Source organism: Leptotrichia buccalis C-1013-b (genome assembly GCF_000023905.1).
In the GTDB taxonomy this organism is placed as follows: Bacteria; Fusobacteriota; Fusobacteriia; order Fusobacteriales; family Leptotrichiaceae; genus Leptotrichia; species Leptotrichia buccalis.
This window is the reverse complement of sequence record NC_013192.1, coordinates 506,077-522,141: the sequence shown is the minus strand read 5'-3', so window position 1 is coordinate 522,141 and position 16,065 is coordinate 506,077. Positions and strand designations below refer to the sequence as shown.

General features: G+C 29.6%; 15 protein-coding genes. 6 read left to right on the top strand and 9 right to left on the bottom strand.

Annotated elements, in window-relative coordinates:
• Positions 1-93 precede the first annotated feature (93 nt).
• The 7 genes from metF to LEBU_RS02450 form a co-directional block, all read right to left on the bottom strand.
• The gene (gene metF / locus LEBU_RS02480; RefSeq protein WP_012806582.1) at positions 94-969 is read right to left on the bottom strand and encodes a methylenetetrahydrofolate reductase [NAD(P)H]; all 876 of its coding nucleotides are present in this window, start codon (positions 967-969) and stop codon (positions 94-96) included.
• A gap of 304 nt (positions 970-1,273) precedes the next feature.
• Positions 1,274-2,542 (bottom strand): UDP-N-acetylglucosamine 1-carboxyvinyltransferase, encoded by a 1,269-nt coding sequence (murA, locus tag LEBU_RS02475; protein ID WP_012806581.1) that lies wholly within the window; start codon positions 2,540-2,542, stop codon positions 1,274-1,276.
• The gene (locus LEBU_RS02470) at positions 2,535-3,128 is read right to left on the bottom strand and encodes a DUF1694 domain-containing protein (protein ID WP_012806580.1); all 594 of its coding nucleotides are present in this window, start codon (positions 3,126-3,128) and stop codon (positions 2,535-2,537) included. Before LEBU_RS02470 ends, murA begins: the two co-directional genes overlap by 8 nt.
• Before the next feature lie 144 nt (positions 3,129-3,272).
• Entirely contained in the window at positions 3,273-3,692 is a 420-nt protein-coding gene (locus LEBU_RS02465; RefSeq protein ID WP_012806579.1) for a hypothetical protein, read from the bottom strand.
• Positions 3,693-3,696: 4 nt separating this feature from the next.
• Entirely contained in the window at positions 3,697-4,674 is a 978-nt protein-coding gene (locus LEBU_RS02460; RefSeq protein WP_041760492.1) for a tyrosine-type recombinase/integrase, read from the bottom strand.
• Positions 4,650-6,329: a DNA repair protein RecN gene (gene recN, locus LEBU_RS02455; protein WP_012806577.1), complete on the bottom strand. Its 1,680-nt coding sequence runs from the start codon at positions 6,327-6,329 to the stop codon at positions 4,650-4,652. The genes LEBU_RS02460 and recN overlap by 25 nt, the downstream gene beginning before the upstream one ends.
• 112 nt (positions 6,330-6,441) lie before the next feature.
• Positions 6,442-7,281, bottom strand: a complete 840-nt coding sequence (locus tag LEBU_RS02450; protein ID WP_012806576.1) for an NAD(+)/NADH kinase — start codon at positions 7,279-7,281, stop codon at positions 6,442-6,444.
• Positions 7,282-7,549: 268 nt separating this feature from the next.
• On the opposite strand from LEBU_RS02450, the gene tnpA reads away from it, so the two are divergent.
• From tnpA to LEBU_RS02425, 5 genes are all read left to right on the top strand, one after another.
• Positions 7,550-7,948, top strand: a complete 399-nt coding sequence (gene tnpA / locus LEBU_RS02445) for an IS200/IS605 family transposase (RefSeq protein WP_012806575.1) — start codon at positions 7,550-7,552, stop codon at positions 7,946-7,948.
• A 4-nt stretch (positions 7,949-7,952) separates the two neighbouring features.
• The gene (locus LEBU_RS02440) at positions 7,953-9,050 is read left to right on the top strand and encodes an RNA-guided endonuclease TnpB family protein (RefSeq protein WP_012806574.1); all 1,098 of its coding nucleotides are present in this window, start codon (positions 7,953-7,955) and stop codon (positions 9,048-9,050) included.
• 205 nt (positions 9,051-9,255) lie between these two features.
• Positions 9,256-9,723 (top strand): hypothetical protein, encoded by a 468-nt coding sequence (locus tag LEBU_RS02435; protein ID WP_012806573.1) that lies wholly within the window; start codon positions 9,256-9,258, stop codon positions 9,721-9,723.
• A gap of 21 nt (positions 9,724-9,744) precedes the next feature.
• Entirely contained in the window at positions 9,745-10,713 is a 969-nt protein-coding gene (locus tag LEBU_RS02430; RefSeq protein WP_012806572.1) for an FAD:protein FMN transferase, read from the top strand.
• A 24-nt stretch (positions 10,714-10,737) separates the two neighbouring features.
• Positions 10,738-12,420 (top strand): ClC family H(+)/Cl(-) exchange transporter, encoded by a 1,683-nt coding sequence (locus LEBU_RS02425; RefSeq protein WP_012806571.1) that lies wholly within the window; start codon positions 10,738-10,740, stop codon positions 12,418-12,420.
• A 79-nt stretch (positions 12,421-12,499) separates the two neighbouring features.
• Here LEBU_RS02425 and glpK read toward each other — a convergent pair whose 3' ends face one another.
• On the bottom strand, positions 12,500-14,017 hold the full coding sequence (gene glpK, locus LEBU_RS02420) for a glycerol kinase GlpK (RefSeq protein ID WP_012806570.1): 1,518 nt from the start codon (positions 14,015-14,017) through the stop codon (positions 12,500-12,502).
• A 133-nt stretch (positions 14,018-14,150) separates the two neighbouring features.
• On the opposite strand from glpK, the gene LEBU_RS02415 reads away from it, so the two are divergent.
• Complete coding sequence (locus LEBU_RS02415; protein WP_012806569.1) at positions 14,151-14,414, top strand: SemiSWEET family transporter; 264 nt, start codon at positions 14,151-14,153, stop codon at positions 14,412-14,414.
• Between the two features lie 273 nt (positions 14,415-14,687).
• Here LEBU_RS02415 and LEBU_RS11565 read toward each other — a convergent pair whose 3' ends face one another.
• Complete coding sequence (locus tag LEBU_RS11565) at positions 14,688-15,872, bottom strand: spherulation-specific family 4 protein (RefSeq protein WP_012806568.1); 1,185 nt, start codon at positions 15,870-15,872, stop codon at positions 14,688-14,690.
• Positions 15,873-16,065: the final 193 nt, after the last annotated feature.

Genomic DNA, 16,065 nt, shown 5'->3' with positions numbered 1-16,065 from the left:
CAATAACCTTTTTTTTATAAAAAAAAACATAAATAAAAATGGCTATACAATCAAATATTTCAAAAATTAATTTGTTAAATAAATATTTAAAATTTATCTTGCAAATTCAATATTTTTCATAATTTCCTTTGCAATTTCAGGTTTATTCATCGTATAAATATGAATTCCCTTGATTCCATAGGCCAACAGTTCTATAATTTGCTCACTTGCATACATTATTCCAGCTTTTTTCATAGATTCTGGATTATCTCCATATTTTTCCAGCAATTTATCCAATTTTTCAGGTACAGAACATTTGGAAAGTTCTATAATTCTTTTTATTTGTTTGGCATTTGTAACTGGCATAATTCCCGCAATCAATGGAACTTTGATATCCAGTTTTTCAGCTTGCTCCTTAAATTTTACAAAAACGTCATTGTCAAAGAACATTTGGGAAGCCAAAAAATCCGTTCCAGCTTCAACTTTATTTTTCAAATGGAACAGATCAACTAAATCATTATTTTCATAATGAGTTTCAGGATAAAATGCCCCGCCAATTGAAAAATCATTAAATTCGCTGTTTTTTCTCAAATCGCTAATTAACTCAGAAGCATATTTATAATCACCTTTATCGTAAATTTCTTCCGTTTCTCCCTGTGGTACATCTCCACGAAGTGCCAAGATATTTTTTATATTTTTACTTTTTGCTTCCTGCAAATAATCGTGAATTTCACTTTTTTTACTTCCAACACAAGTCAAATGAGCCAAAACTTCCGTTTTCAAATTATTTTTAATGTGAGAAGCCATTTCAATAGTCCCGCCTTTAGTTTTCCCGCCAGCACCATATGTAACACTAATAAAATCAGGCTTGTACTCCACTAATTCAGCAGTTACATTCTTTAATTTCTCTTCCGAAAAATTTTTATTTGGCGGAAAAATCTCAAAAGAAATTAAACGCTCCTTTTTTTCAAATAAATCTTTTATTTTCATTAAAACCTCCCAATTTCAAATTTTTTTTACATTTATCTTTTCTAAGAATAATTTAAATTTGTATTTCCAAACATATTGTACTACAAAAAATATGTTTTGTAAATTTTTTAATTATATTTTTTAGCTTTTCTTTAATATAAATTTTAGTTATACCAAGTTTTTAAATTTGTTTTTTAAAGTTTTTAGAAAATGTTTGATTTTTTGGAAAAAGAAAAGTAATAAAATAAAATTAAAATTGTGGGTATTTTCTAGTTTTTTTTCTAAAATATACCCACGTCTTAAATTTTTTCAGTTTTATATAAAGTTAAATATCTAGTTTGATTCTTTCAATTTTTGCTCCAACAGTGTTTAATTTCAGTTCCAGTCTGTCATAACCTCTGTCAATATGATAAACTCTGTTTACAATTGTTTCTCCATCTGCCGCAAGTGCCGCCAGAACCAGTGCAGCTCCTGCTCGTAAATCCGAAGACATTACTTCCGCTCCAGTTAATGGCAATCCTCCATTTACAAAAGCAACTCCATGTCTTATCGTAATATCTGCACCCATTCTGTTAAATTCAGGCACATGCATAAACCTGTTTTCAAAGACAGTTTCTTCCATTGAGCTTCCACCATTTACTAATGTTTGTAATAACATCATTTGAGGCTGCATATCTGTTGGAAATCCTGGATGCGGCAATGTTTTTATTTTTGATGGCTTCAAATCTTTCACTTTTCCGATTACAGATAATATGTCTCCATCCTGTTTGAATTTTACGCCCATAGCTTCAAGTTCGGATTTAAATACTCCCAAATCTTCAAGTCTTGCATCCTGAATTTTTAAATCTCCTTCTGTAACTAGTGCTGCTATTACATAAGTTCCTGCTTCAATTCTATCTGGCATAATTGAATATTCTACTGCATGAAGCTCTTCCACTCCTTCAATTTCAATGTTTGGTGTTCCAAGTCCTGTAATTTTTGCTCCCATTTTATTTAAGAAATTTCCTAAATCAACGATTTCAGGCTCTCTTGCTGCATTTGAAATGATAGTTTTACCAGGTGTTTTTACAGCTGCCATCATGATATTCTGTGTTGCTCCTACACTTGGGAAACCTAAAGGAATTTCGGCTCCTTTTAAATTATCAGATTTTGCGTGAACATATCCGTGTACTCTCGTAATATCGGCACCTAGCATTTCAAATCCCTTTAAATGTAAATCGACAGGTCTTGAACCTATTGCACATCCTCCAGGAAGTGAAACTACTGCTTCATCTAAATTTGCAATCATTGGTCCCATTACTAAAAATGAGGCTCTCATCTGTTTTACAATCTGATAGCTTGCTTCAGTTCTTTTAAAGCCATTGTTTATAATTTTATAAGTATTGTTATCTAATTTTTCAGTTATCATTCCCAAATCTTCAAGCAATTTCATTGTTACTCTAATATCTCTCAAGTTTGGAACATTTTTTAAGATATATTCCCCTTTTGCAACAAGAGTTGCGATAATTATTGGAAGAGCTGCATTTTTAGCTCCACTTACTTTTATTACTCCGTTTAAAGGCGTTTTTCCTGTTATTCTAAATCCATCAACCACGTTTTTTTCCTCCTAATTTTTGACATATTGGACATTTTGATCCTAATAGTTTATCCATAAAAGTTAAGTTTTTATAATTTTTTGCATATTCTGGCATTTCTTTATTTATGATATTCATATGAAAATCACAAATTGCACTTTCCATAGCTTCATAGTATACATCTGGTAAATGTTTTATATGACAAGTTTCCAGTTTTGAGGTTACCACAATTTCATCTCCATCTTCATGAGTAATGGCATCCTTTGCCACTACCACCAATGCTATTTGACCCTCACAGAGTAAATTGTCTATCATTTTGTATGGTATTTTTTTTCTTTTAGCTATTTCAATATATTTTTTTATATCGTCAAAATTTGCATGTCTTGAAATAACCATTTTTGCAACCTCTTTATTTTCCAAAGCTTTTTCTATTTCATAATAAATACCTTTTTCTCTAATTTCATCAAATGTAAGGGCTTTTATAATTCTTTCTTTGTATTCTCCAAGAAATAGATTTTTTTCAACTTGTGCATTTACCGCTCTATCTGTCACTTCTTCCATATATTTCATAACATCAGTTCTACTACTGTTAATGCTAGTTTCCATTTTAATTCTCCAATTCATTTAAATAAATATCAAAAATTTTAATATATTTTAACTCTTTAAAAATTTATTACATTTTGTCATTATACTACTTTTTTTTATATTTCTCAACCATTTTTTATAACTTCTATATAGTTTAAAAGAAAATTAAAAAATCAACATTGATAAAACAAAAACAACTTTAAATACAATAAATATTTGAACAAATTTAGTTATTTTAGGAATCTCTTCCCGTCCTTCGTCTTTTCTTATGGAAAAAATCAAGAGTGAAAACAATATTATGTACAATATTGACCCTAACATTGAAATATTTCCTGTAAACAAATAAATTACTTCCAAAAGTAGAAAAGCATATACTTTAAAAGTAGTTCTTTTACTTGTAAAAAATAAGTTTATCAAATTAAAATTTGCATACATGTATAATAAAATCAGTATAATTATTCCCAGATATGAAGTTATTAGTTCCATTTTCTCTATAAGGAAAAATATAAAATATACCATAGTTGTAATTATTAGTATTCTTATTTTTTCATCCCTATCTTTTTTTAATTCACGTTTTTCTTTCATCTACTTAATCATCTCCCAACTTTATATTGTTATAAATCATTTTTAATTTAGATTTTTCCACATTTTTTTTAATTTTTGCCGTTGTAATATTCACTTTTCCCAATACTTCCTGAATAATGCAAATATCAGCATTAGCTTCAGATAAAATTCCAACTAAAGAATTTCTAAAAATATGCGGATATACATTTTTTTCAATTTTTGCATTTTGGGCAATAATTTTTAAGTTTTTCCAAAACTTTTCGCGGCGAATATCGGGAAATATTTTTAAACTTTCATTTGCATTTTTTAACTTTGGTCTGTAAATTTCCAGATAATTTTTAATTTCTATTTCAAAACTATTGTCAATTAATTTTATCTGATATTTTGAATTTTTTCCAAGAGTTTTTATAAATTTATCATACTGATTTTCAATATCCTTTATTTTCAAATTTAAAATTTCTGAAATCATTGCTCCTGTTACAATTAGTAACTTAATAATTAGTCGATTTTGTATTCCAGCAGGTGTGTTGGGGCAATTATCCACAATCTGCTTTATTTCTTCTAATGTTAAAGTTTCAGGCGGCTGATATTCACGCTTTAAGTTTTTTATTATTCCAGCAGGGTCTTTTGTAATCAACTTATTCAAATAACAAAATTTATAAAATGTCTTTAATACTGAAACTTTTCTCAAAACTGAATTTTTTCTCAATTTTTTATTCAAATTATCAATATAACTAGATATTTCTTTTTCTCCAATTTCAGAAAAATCTTTTTTTACAAACAGAAAAAATTGTGTTAAATCACGATTATACCCATTTAATGTGTTTTGGGAACTTCTTTTTTCAAATTTTAGAAATTCCAGGAAGTTTTTCAGCTGCATTTGATTTTTAACTGATATTTTACTTTTTTTATCAAAATTATCTTTTATCAAATTTAACTTTTTCTTTTCAGAAATTTCTAATTTTTTCTCCGAATTATCTATATCAGCACTTTTTTGTCCCATAATCCCATAATCTCCTTGGCGTGGCTTACAGATGCTTCAGTAATGTTATCTCCTGAAATAATTCTTGCAATTTCCCTTATTCTCTCTTCTGTATTTAGTTCTCGAACTTTTGTCTCCGTAAAATTATTTTCAATTTCCTTTTTGATAAAAAACTGCTGCTGAGCCTTTCCAGCGATTTGCGGAGAATGGGTTACGCAGATAATTTGTGTATTTCTTGAAAGTTCTCTTAATTTTTCCGCCACTCTTCGTACTGTTTCTCCAGAAATACCAGTATCAATTTCATCAAAAATCAATACTGAAATATTGTCAACTTCAGAAAATACACTTTTTAGAGCAAGCATTATACGTGAAATTTCTCCACCTGACGCAATTTTAGCAAGCGGCTTGAAAGTTTCTCCGACATTTGTTGTAATTAAAAATTCTGCATTGTCTGTTCCGTGAGCTGTGATTTCTTCTTTTTTGATTATTTCCACTTTAAATTTTGCATTTTCCATATTCAAGTCGCTTAATTGAATATCCACTGTATTTTGCAGATTTTCTGCAATTTTCATCCGAATTTCGCTCAATCTTTCACTATCCTGAAAATACTGGTTTACAAGCTCTTTTTTCTGAATTTTAAGATTTTCCAGCTCTTCATTTTCAAAATTTACTAGCGACAAATCTTTTTCAATTTTATTTTTAAATTCCAGAATTTCCGTAATTGTCGAGCCGTACTTTCTTTTTAATTTATTAATTTTATCAATTCTTTCCACAATTTTTTCCAGTTTAGTGTCATTTATTTCAACGTCCCCGATAGAATTGTCCACAGAATAGGAAATTTCTTCAATTTCGTATAAAACAGACTCTATTTTTTCAGAAAGTTCACTGTAGGACTCTGACAAATCTGAAAGCTGCTCCAAATTTCTTTTTGCCCGCCCTAGTGCAGTCAGAATGGAGAATTCTCCCTCTTTTAGCAATTGAGAAGTTTCTTCCAGTTTTTCGCTAATTTTTCCAGCATTAAACAAAATTCTGTATTCTTCTTCCAGTTCATTATCTTCATCTTCTTTTAAATCCAGTTCATTAATTTCATTAAATTGAAATTCCAGTACATCTTTTTTTTCTGCAATTTTAGATTTTTCATCTTCAATATTTTTTATTTTTAAATTTAATTTCTTGATTTCACTTACATTTTCACGAATCTTTCTGGAAAGCTCCTTTCCTTCATCATTCAAAAATCTATCCAGTAAATGCAAATGATATTCATTATTTAACAAAAACTGATGTTCGTGCTGCCCGACTAAATCAATAATGTTTACCATAAGCTCCTTTAATCTTGATAAAGTCTGTCTTTTCCCATTTACCATTATTTTAGATTTTGAACTTCTGTCAAAAAAACGAGTTATAATCAGCTCGTCATCTTCTATTTCAAATCCAAGCTCATTTAGCCTTTTCTTCTGATTTTCATTTAATTCAAAAATACCTTCTGCAAAAAGGTTTTCTTCCCCATTTCTAATCATGTCAATATGACTTCTTTCACCAATTAATAGTGAAATTCCATTTAAAATAATTGATTTTCCAGCCCCAGTTTCTCCAGTCAATGCAATAAATTTTTCATTAAATTCCAAGTCCAGATTTTTTATTATCGCTAAATTATTTAATCTTAATTCTCTTAGCATTTCCTTCCTTTCACTATTTTATTTTTTATAATTACAAATTTACCTGTAAATTATATTTTATGCTATTTTAATTTAATAATTAATTTTTCATTTATATTTCTTATTTTAATAATTATAATACAGAATCTCCCCATTTTAATTTTTGTCTTAAAATACTGTAATAATCACTATCCATTGGTTTTACTATTCTAATTTTTTTCTTCGACAATCTTGCTGATACAAGATCATTTTGCTGAATTTGGAACCACTGATTTCCGTCAATATTCAAGTGAACAGCCTCATCTCTGGAAGTTGCCTTAAAACTAAGTACTTCACAGCCATCTACGATAATTGGACGTGCTGTTAGGCTTTGTGGAGCTAATGGCGTTATTGACAGGGCATTTAATCCAGGGTGAACAATTGAACCGCCTGCTGAAAGTGAGTAGGCTGTGGATCCTGTGGGAGTTGCCACAATAATTCCGTCAGCTCTGTATTTATTTACAAAAATATCGTTTGAATAGACTTCAACTTGTATTAAATGTGCCTCATGTCCACCTTTTGTTATTACAAGCTCATTTAATGCATAAAAGATATTATCTTCGTATTTTACTTCTAAAAATGCTCTTTCTTCTATCTTATAATTTCCATTTTCATAATCTTCCAACATTTTAACCGCATTTTGAGGCTTCACTTCGGCCAGATATCCCAGTGAACCCATATTTACTGCAAGCACAGGTATGTTTCCTGTAATCGCTTCTTTTGCCGCAATAAGCATTGTTCCATCACCACCAAGTGAAATTATCAAATCCGCTTCTTCCACTCCGAAAACTTCCTGAATATTTTTTTCCTTTAAATAATCATAAAAATCCTTCAACAAATTTTCGTTTCCATATCCGCTTTTTACAATTCTAACTTTTTCTACTTTATTTTTTCTATTTAAATCATTATTTTTCAATTTTTCAGATTTTTCCATAATAAATGCCTCTTTTTTTCTTAAAATATTAAAAATTATACTTTTTTAAAATTTTTTTTGCTCACTTGCCTTTGTGGAATATTGTACCATTTTTAGACTTTTTTTTCCATAAATTTTCTAAAATAATTTTTAACAAAAGATAGCAATAAGTCTCCGGCTTCTACAAGCGGGAGATGAATTGCTTTTTTTTTTGTAAAAAAAAATTGAAAAAAGGATATATTTATGATATAATTTATTCAGTGAAATAATATAGAAGTAGGTAATAATAATGTCATATAATAGTAATTATCATTCAGTATTTGATATAAATTATCATATGATTTTTTGTATAAAATATCGAAGAGTAGTCATTAATGATGAAATTTCTAATAGATTGAAAGAGATTTTTGAAAAAATATGTCCGAAGTATAACATTGTTCTTAAAGAATGGGAACATGATGTTGATCATATTCATATGTTGATTAATGCTATGCCTAATACTGAACTTTCTAAGTTTGTAAATACTTACAAAAGTGCTTCCAGCAGGTTGATAAAAAAAGAATTTCCTGAAATAAGGAGAAGATTGTGGAAAGAATATTTTTGGAGTAGAAGTTACTTAGTTGTAAGTGTTGGAGGTGCACCGTTAGAGATAATTAAAAAATATATTCAAAATCAAAAGGAGGTGTAATTTTATGAAATATAATTTAGCATTCAAATACAGAATTTATCCAAATAAGGAGCAAGAATTATTGGTAAACAAGACTTTTGGATGTGTTCGTTTTGTTTACAATACAATTTTATACACTGCGAATAAAATTTATGAAGAAACTGGAAAAAATAAAATAATTACACCTGCCAGTTTGAAAAGTGAAAACCAATTTTTGAAAGAAGTAGACAGTCTGGCACTTTCAAATGCTCAATTGAATGTAAAACGATCGTTTACGAATTTCTTTCAGAAGAGAGCAAAGTTTCCAAAGTTCAAATCTAAAAAGACTAGTGTTAAAAGTTATACGACAAATTGTGTGAATAATTCAATACGAATTGAGGAAAACAAATATTTGGTTTTGCCAAAATTGAAAAAAATTAAATTAAAATATCATAGAGAAATACCGAAAGATTACAAGATAAAGTCAGTAACATTGACAAACAGTAATGGAAATTACTATGTTTCTGTCTTGACGGAATTTGAAAAAGAAATTCAAAAAATGCCAAGTAATGATAAAGTAATTGGACTTGATTTTTCAATGTCTGAATTATTTGTCAGTTCTGAAAACCAAAGGGCTGATTATCCAAGGTATTTTAAGATGTTGGAGAAAAAATTGAAAAAATTGCAGAAATCATTATCGAGAAAAGTGAAATTTTCTAAAAATTGGTATAAGCAAAAAGAGAAAATATCAAAATTACATGAGTATATCAAGAATTGCCGAGGAGATTTTCTACATAAATTATCGAAAAAATTGTCTGAAGCGTATAATACTGTGGCTGTTGAGGATTTGAATATGAAAGGGATGAGCCAGGCATTAAATTTTGGGAAAAGTGTAGGAGATAATGGATGGGGAATGTTTTTGAGAATGCTTGAGTATAAACTGATGTTTTCAGGGAAACAATTTTTGAAAATAGATAAGTGGTTTCCGTCATCGAAAACTTGTAGTAAATGTGGAAACGTTAAAGAGGAACTGAAATTATCAGAAAGAAGTTATAAATGTGAGTGCTGTGGAATTGAAATTGATAGAGATTACAATGCGGCACTGAATATAAAAAACATTGGAAAAGAGATGTTGAAATATTAGGAAATAGAAAGACAGGGTAGGAACTGCCCGAAGAGCTTGGTAAATATATTTGGCTAACAAAAGAAGATACTTCCCAAGAAGCTTCCGCTTCTAAAAGCGGGAGTAGTTCACATAATTTATAAATGAAAAAAAATGGAAAATGTTGTATAATGTTATAAATGAAAAAAAATATAAATGTAATTTATAAAAAAAGGAGAGAAAAACAATGAGCAATAAAAAAAAAATAATATTATTTTTAGGGGCAGTTTCGTTAATTGCATTCGGAAATTACAAACAATTTACAAAAAATAAAGCACAAACTACAGTAGAAGGTAAAACTAGCGAAAAAGCCACATCGTCAGTAAATGGAACTGCTAAAGAAGGAAAAGTCAGTGAAAAAGCAACTTCATCTGCAGGAGCAAAAACAGGAACTGAAGGCAAAAACAGTGAACAGGCAACTTCATCAGCTGGAAGCAATCAAAAACCTCAAAATAATGGAAATCCCACAGAAGCAAAATCTGCTCAACAGCCACAAAACAAACCCGTCAATCAAAATGAACAAAGCGGAAATGAAAAAAAATCCGAGAATAACCAAAACTCAAATACACAACAGCAGCCTAAAAATAGTGGTGATTTAAAACTAGACGATACTGATGTTAAAGATAAATTTAAACTTGATACATCGAAAAAATAATGTATTAAATAGGTGAAAAATATGATGTATAAAGTTCAAGTACGATTTTTATTCCATTCAGACATAAAAATTAAAATTCCTGAAATTTATGATGATTCTATCTTTGACAAATTATTTGGGATTTTGGAAGATATAGATGAAAAGTATAATTCATATTCAGAAAATTCGTACATTGATAAAATAAATAAAAATAGCGGGCATTTTGTAAAAGTAAATGATGAAACTATAAAAATTTTGAGCAAAATTATTCATTTGTCAAAAATTATTGGCGGAGAATATGACATTACGATAATGCCTCTCATAAGACTTTGGGGATTTTATAAACAAAATCCTATTTTGCCGTCTTTGGATAAAATAAAAAAAGCAAAAAGGCTTGTGGATTACAAAAAAATAATTATTGATAAAAAGAGAAATCGGATAAAAATTGAAAAGAATCAGGAAATTATAACAGGTTCATTTATAAAGGCATACGCAATAGAAAAAATAGTTGAAGAAATGAAAAAAATTGGAATAAAGGACGCAATTGTAAATGCTGGCGGGAGTAGTATCATTGCTATTGATGAATGGGGGATTATCGCTGAAAATCCTGAAGAGGAAAGGGAAATATTGCGAAATAAAAAGGGAATGCCGATTAAAATAACTCAAAATCAATATGCTGGCGACGATGAATACAACGATTTATTTGAAATAAAAATAAAAAATAAAAGTTATTCAACTTCCAATCAAAAAAATACATATCTTTTGATAAATAACGAAAAATACGGGCATATTATAAGTCCCAAAACAGGATTTCCATCTCAAAATAAGCAAGTTGGAGTAATTACAGAAAATGCTTTTTTTGGCGATATTATTTCGACAGGAATGTATAACCAGACACCTGAAAAATTTTATGAAATTATGGGAAAATTGTCTAAAGAAATGGAGATTTCAGGATTTTTGATTGATAAAGATGGGGAAATTTTTTATTTTAATATGGAGAAATATTTTTAAAACAGAATGGAAGAAGGAAATAAAATGGCAAAAGATGTTTTACATGAACTGCGGGATATAAGCTCGTTAAAGTCAAGACGGAATAACATAGTATTGATATTTCTATGTTTTCTCGTGGGAATTTTTTCAGGAATTATCGTAGGAACGTATACTTTATTATTAAAAAAAATGTCAATATTTCGGGAATTTTTTACAACAAATCTGGAACTTCCAAAAATAATTATTGGGATAATTGTTTTTATTCTGATGGGAATGGCAGTGCAGTTTATGCTATCAAAATATCCACTGATTAGCGGGAGCGGAATTCCGCAGGTTAGCGGATTACTTACGAAAAAGGTTAAGTTTAAGTGGTTTGGAGAACTGGTTACAAAATTTGTGGGAGGAATTTTGGCAATTGGGACTGGAATGTCTATGGGGCGTGAAGGGCCTTCGGTGCATTTGGGGGCTTTGGTAGGTTCTGGAATTAAGGAAGTTACAAAGCGTTCAGAAGTAGAAGAAAAATATTTGGTGACGTGTGGAGCAAGTGCTGGGATTTCGTCTACATTTAACGCGCCACTTGCAGGAGTAATTTTTTCACTGGAAGAATTGCATAAATTTTTCTCGCCGTTACTGTTAATTTGTACTCTTGTGGCAAGTGGAACTTCAAATTTTATTTCAAGAATGATTTTAGGCTCGCATACATCCTTTCAATATAATTTTATGCTTCCAAAAGATATACCATATTATATATTTGCAATTATAACAGTGATCTTTTGCATTATAATCACAATTACTGGAAAAGCATTCAGTTATTTTTTGCTGCTTATTCAAAGACAATATAAAAAATGGAAATTAAATAAATATGTGAAAATGTTGTTATTTATGATTATCGCCTATGCTATAGCTGTGTTTTTTAGCGATATAACAGGCGGTGGGCACGAACTTATTGAAGAAATGTTTGGAAAAAATGTGCTTCTTAGAACACTTATTATAATTTTAGTCCTAAAATTCTTTTATACAATGCTTTGCTACGCAACAGGAGCACCAGGAGGAATTTTTTTGCCAATGCTTGTAATAGGGGCTTTGACAGGAAAAGTGTATGGAGAAATTTTGAACCATTATTTTTCGATTCCAAATGAAATCATTGTACATTTTATGCTGTTGGGAATGGCGGCTTATTTTACAGCGGTTGTAAGAGCGCCAATTACAGGAATTACATTGATTTTGGAAATGACAGGGAATTTTTCATATTTGTATATGCTAATAATTGTCTGTACAATAACTTATATTTTTACAGAATTATTGAAAATGGAACCTATTTATGAACGGCTTTATTTCAATATGTTTCATAAGCAAATTTTGGCAGAAGATAAACAGAATAGTGAAAATGAAAAGCATGCCAGAAGGCTTGAAATGCTTGAAAAATGGTGGAAAAACAAAAAAATTGATATTGGTGTAAAATCAAATAGGAAAAACGCGAAAGATAAAATTGTTACGCTTTTGATTCCTGTGGGTGCAAATTCAGAATTTGATAATAAGACAGTTAAAGATTTGAATTTGCCTGAAAATCTTCTGATTGTAAGTGTGCGTAAAGCTGGGAAGGACAGCATTGCACGTGGAGATACATTGATTCAGAGTGGAAATCAGCTTGTGATTATTACGGATTATACGACGGCGCAAAAGTATGCTGGGGAATTGAAAGAAAAAGGGATGAAGATAGTGGAATAATGTAAAAAATAATATACTTGAAAAAATAAAAACAGTGGAATTTTACTTTCACTGTTTTTTGTATTATTTGTTATATTTTTCAATCTTCTTCCCAGCTTTTAGCCTTTTCAACCGCCTTTTTCCAGCATTTATAATATTTTTTCCTTAAATTTTCAGATAAATTTGGTAAAAATTCTTTGTTTAAACGCCAGTTCTTTTTGATTTCTTCTTTATTTTTCCAAAATCCAACGGCGAGTCCAGCTAAATATGCAGCGCCTAATGCAGTTGTTTCGATAATTTCAGGACGTAAAACTTTTGTATTTAAAATATCACTTTGAAATTGCATTAGGAAATTGTTTGCTGTTGCACCACCATCGACTTTTAGAGAATTTATTTCAATACCTGAATCTTCTTTCATTGCGTTTATCAAGTCTTTTGACTGGTAGGCGATGGATTCGAGGGCAGCACGAATTATGTGATTTTTATTAGATCCACGGGTAAGCCCAACGATTGTACCACGGGCGTACATATCCCAGTATGGCGAGCCTAATCCAACAAATGCTGGAACTAGATAAACTCCACCATTATCATCAACTTGCTGTGCAAAGTATTCTGTATCAGAAGCCTTGTCAAAAAACCTTAATTCATCACGAAACCACTGGATAACAGCCCCACCAATAAAAATACTTCCTTCCAGAGCATATTCCACTTTTCCATCAATCCCAATGGCAATAGTTGTAAGTAAGCCATTATTTGATTTTATACATTTGTTTCCTGTATTCATAAGCATAAAGCAGCCTGTTCCGTAAGTATTCTTTATATCTCCAGTATGAAATCCAGCCTGCCCAAACAACGCCGCCTGCTGATCTCCAGCGATGCCTGAAATTGGAATAGAAGTGCCGTTTTCTTCACCAATTGTAATTCCCATTCTTGTTTTTCCATAAATTTCACTTGAATTTCTAACTTCTGGAAGCATACTTTCTGGAATATTAAGCTCCTTTAAAATTTTTTTGTCCCATTCTAAATTTTTTATGTTAAAAAGCATAGTTCTGGAAGCATTTGTAAAATCAGTAACATGCACTTTTCCGCCAGTTAGTTTCCACACGAGCCAAGTATCAACCGTTCCAAAAAGCAGTTCCCCATTTTCAGCCTTTTCCCTTGCACCTTTCACATTGTCAAGAATCCATTTTACTTTTGTCCCAGAAAAATAAGCATCGATTATCAGTCCTGTATTTTCGTTTACATAATCTTCGAGTCCACGATTTTTCAATTCTTCGCAAATTTCAGCCGTTCGTCTGCATTGCCAGACAATTGCGTTATAGACAGGCTCGCCAGTATTTTTATCCCACACGATTACAGTTTCCCTTTGATTTGTAATTCCAATTGCTGCAACGTCCTTTAGAGAAATTCCAGATTGTGCGATAACTTCGGTAAGAACGGAACGCTGGCTTGCCCATATTTCCATAGCATTATGCTCAACCCACCCTGGTTGCGGGAAAATTTGTGTAAATTCCTTTTGAGCTTTCTCAATAATGTTCAAATTTTTATCAAAAATAATTGCACGTGAGCTAGTTGTTCCTTGATCTAGAGCGATTATATATTTTTTTTGATTATCCATAAAACCTCCTTTTAATAAATTATAACTTGAGAAAGTTATTTGTCAAATTTTTAACTTGTAAAGCGATAGAATCTGTGATAAAATATAAAATGTAGTAAAAATTACTAAACTTTTTAAACACAAGGAGAGAAAAATGAACAAAAAGAAAATTAACACACTAGTTGGCTCAATAGGAGCATTTATAGGGATAATTGTATTTATAACATATATTCCCCAAATTATTGCCAATATAGGTGGACAAAAAGCACAGCCGTGGCAACCACTTTCCGCCTCAATTTCATGTTTAATATGGGTAATTTACGGATGGACTAAAGAACCTAAAAAAGATTATATTTTAATTGTGCCAAATGCGGCAGGAGTAATATTAGGATTTTTGACTTTTATTACAGCAATTTAACTATAGCAAGAAGCTCAGTCTTCAATGCAATAAAAGAGAACAGTTTACTTTAACAGAAAAGATAGTAAAGACAAATAAACGAAAAAAACTTAAAAATCTTAGGATGAATTAGAACAGCACTTTCTGTAATTTTCGGACTGTTTGCAACAATTACAGCACTCTAAATAAATCTGATATATAGTTTTTGCTAAAAAGCTTATTTGAATGATTACTCTAATCATTTTAGTAAGCTTTTTTATATAAAAATTTAAATGGGATTTCCTATAGCTAATTTTATATTACATTTTTAAAAATTGAAGAGTAAAAAAAACTAAAGTTTTTATTTTTTGTCAATTTAATTTCAAAATTTCCAATTTCATCTTTTATTTTATATGAATAATCAATTTTAAATTCATTTGAAATATTATATCCAAAATCGAAATTGTTATTAAACATATTTTTAAAAAAATCTCTTTTTGTGCTATTTTTATAATAATCATTCAAAAGTGTAAACAAATCCAAATTGCTTATTTTTAAATCTCCAGCAATATTATATTTTCCTGATGATACAAATTCATGTGAAATGTTTTCATCATTTTCTATAATCTCCATTTTGTCAAAATCCAAAATTTCATCATCACAATCATCTTCATCAATTAAATCTTCATTTTCCACATTTTCATCAGCATTTATAATCATCAAAAAACCTGCATTCCGCTCCTTTGACAAATTTACCAGAGTTTCATACTGCTCTGGCTTTGCAGAATGGATAACGTGAACAATATGACTCGAATTTGCAGGATTATTTTCAAATTCATAATTTCTGGGAATCCAGTTGTTAATATAGTCATCAGCGGAAACTTCGCTTGTCAGCCATAAGTCAGCATATTTTGACATCTCATCTGTAATAGTTCCTCCAGGATTTCCGACAACTAATGAATCAGGATATTTAGTTTTAACGTAATTGTATAGCTGGGACATGTATTTTACTTCTGATAAGTTTTTTCCAGAAGATAATTCATCAAAAAAAATTCCTGAAATATAGTTTTCACCAAAAAATTCCATATATTTATCAATCTCAGAATAAATTTTGTCAATACTTTTTAAATATTCGTTTGTTGTAACGTAACCAAGATTTTTTATGCCTAATTTGTTATTTTTTTTTATCTGAGTAATATATTTAGAACTGTTCTCATATGAAAAATCATCAGAAAGATTGATTATAACATAAGGAATTGAATTTTCAGATGAAAAATTAAACTGATTTTTTTCACTTGAATCAGAAATATTTTGATTAAATGAAGAATTTTTGAAAAGTTTTTGGCTATTATCAATTTTACTTTTGTGAAAACCATTCATATATCCAAAATTTACCTTGTATTCCTTATCATTTTTCAAATTATTCTTAATAATATCAAAAATTTCATCATTTCCAAAAGCTTCCAATCCTTTATTTTCATTTTTTACTTTTCTCTCCATTTTTTCCCCTTTTGTATTTACAATAATATTATTATTCTAAAACAATTTTCAAATTTTTGACCAATACGTCCAAAAACTTTAAAATTTTGTATTTATTAGTACTTTTAGAGTAAATCTCGACTATTTTAATTTTAAAGTTTGTTATATTTAATTTGACTATATATGTTATCATTTTTTTTTTATTATTTCAAGG

Bases quoted from the DNA above. Each gene is read 5' to 3' on its own strand.
- metF (WP_012806582.1), bottom strand. From the start codon at position 969: ATGAAAATAAAAGATTTATTTGAAAAAAAGGAGCGTTTAATTTCTTTT.
- LEBU_RS02470 (WP_012806580.1), bottom strand. From the start codon at position 3,128: ATGGAAACTAGCATTAACAGTAGTAGAACTGATGTTATGAAATATATG.
- LEBU_RS02465 (WP_012806579.1), bottom strand. From the start codon at position 3,692: ATGAAAGAAAAACGTGAATTAAAAAAAGATAGGGATGAAAAAATAAGA.
- LEBU_RS02460 (WP_041760492.1), bottom strand. From the start codon at position 4,674: ATGGGACAAAAAAGTGCTGATATAGATAATTCGGAGAAAAAATTAGAA.
- recN (WP_012806577.1), bottom strand. From the start codon at position 6,329: ATGCTAAGAGAATTAAGATTAAATAATTTAGCGATAATAAAAAATCTG.
- LEBU_RS02450 (WP_012806576.1), bottom strand. From the start codon at position 7,281: ATGGAAAAATCTGAAAAATTGAAAAATAATGATTTAAATAGAAAAAAT.
- tnpA (WP_012806575.1), top strand. From the start codon at position 7,550: ATGTCATATAATAGTAATTATCATTCAGTATTTGATATAAATTATCAT.
- LEBU_RS02440 (WP_012806574.1), top strand. From the start codon at position 7,953: ATGAAATATAATTTAGCATTCAAATACAGAATTTATCCAAATAAGGAG.
- LEBU_RS02435 (WP_012806573.1), top strand. From the start codon at position 9,256: ATGAGCAATAAAAAAAAAATAATATTATTTTTAGGGGCAGTTTCGTTA.
- LEBU_RS02430 (WP_012806572.1), top strand. From the start codon at position 9,745: ATGATGTATAAAGTTCAAGTACGATTTTTATTCCATTCAGACATAAAA.
- LEBU_RS02425 (WP_012806571.1), top strand. From the start codon at position 10,738: ATGGCAAAAGATGTTTTACATGAACTGCGGGATATAAGCTCGTTAAAG.
- glpK (WP_012806570.1), bottom strand. From the start codon at position 14,017: ATGGATAATCAAAAAAAATATATAATCGCTCTAGATCAAGGAACAACT.
- LEBU_RS02415 (WP_012806569.1), top strand. From the start codon at position 14,151: ATGAACAAAAAGAAAATTAACACACTAGTTGGCTCAATAGGAGCATTT.
- LEBU_RS11565 (WP_012806568.1), bottom strand. From the start codon at position 15,872: ATGGAGAGAAAAGTAAAAAATGAAAATAAAGGATTGGAAGCTTTTGGA.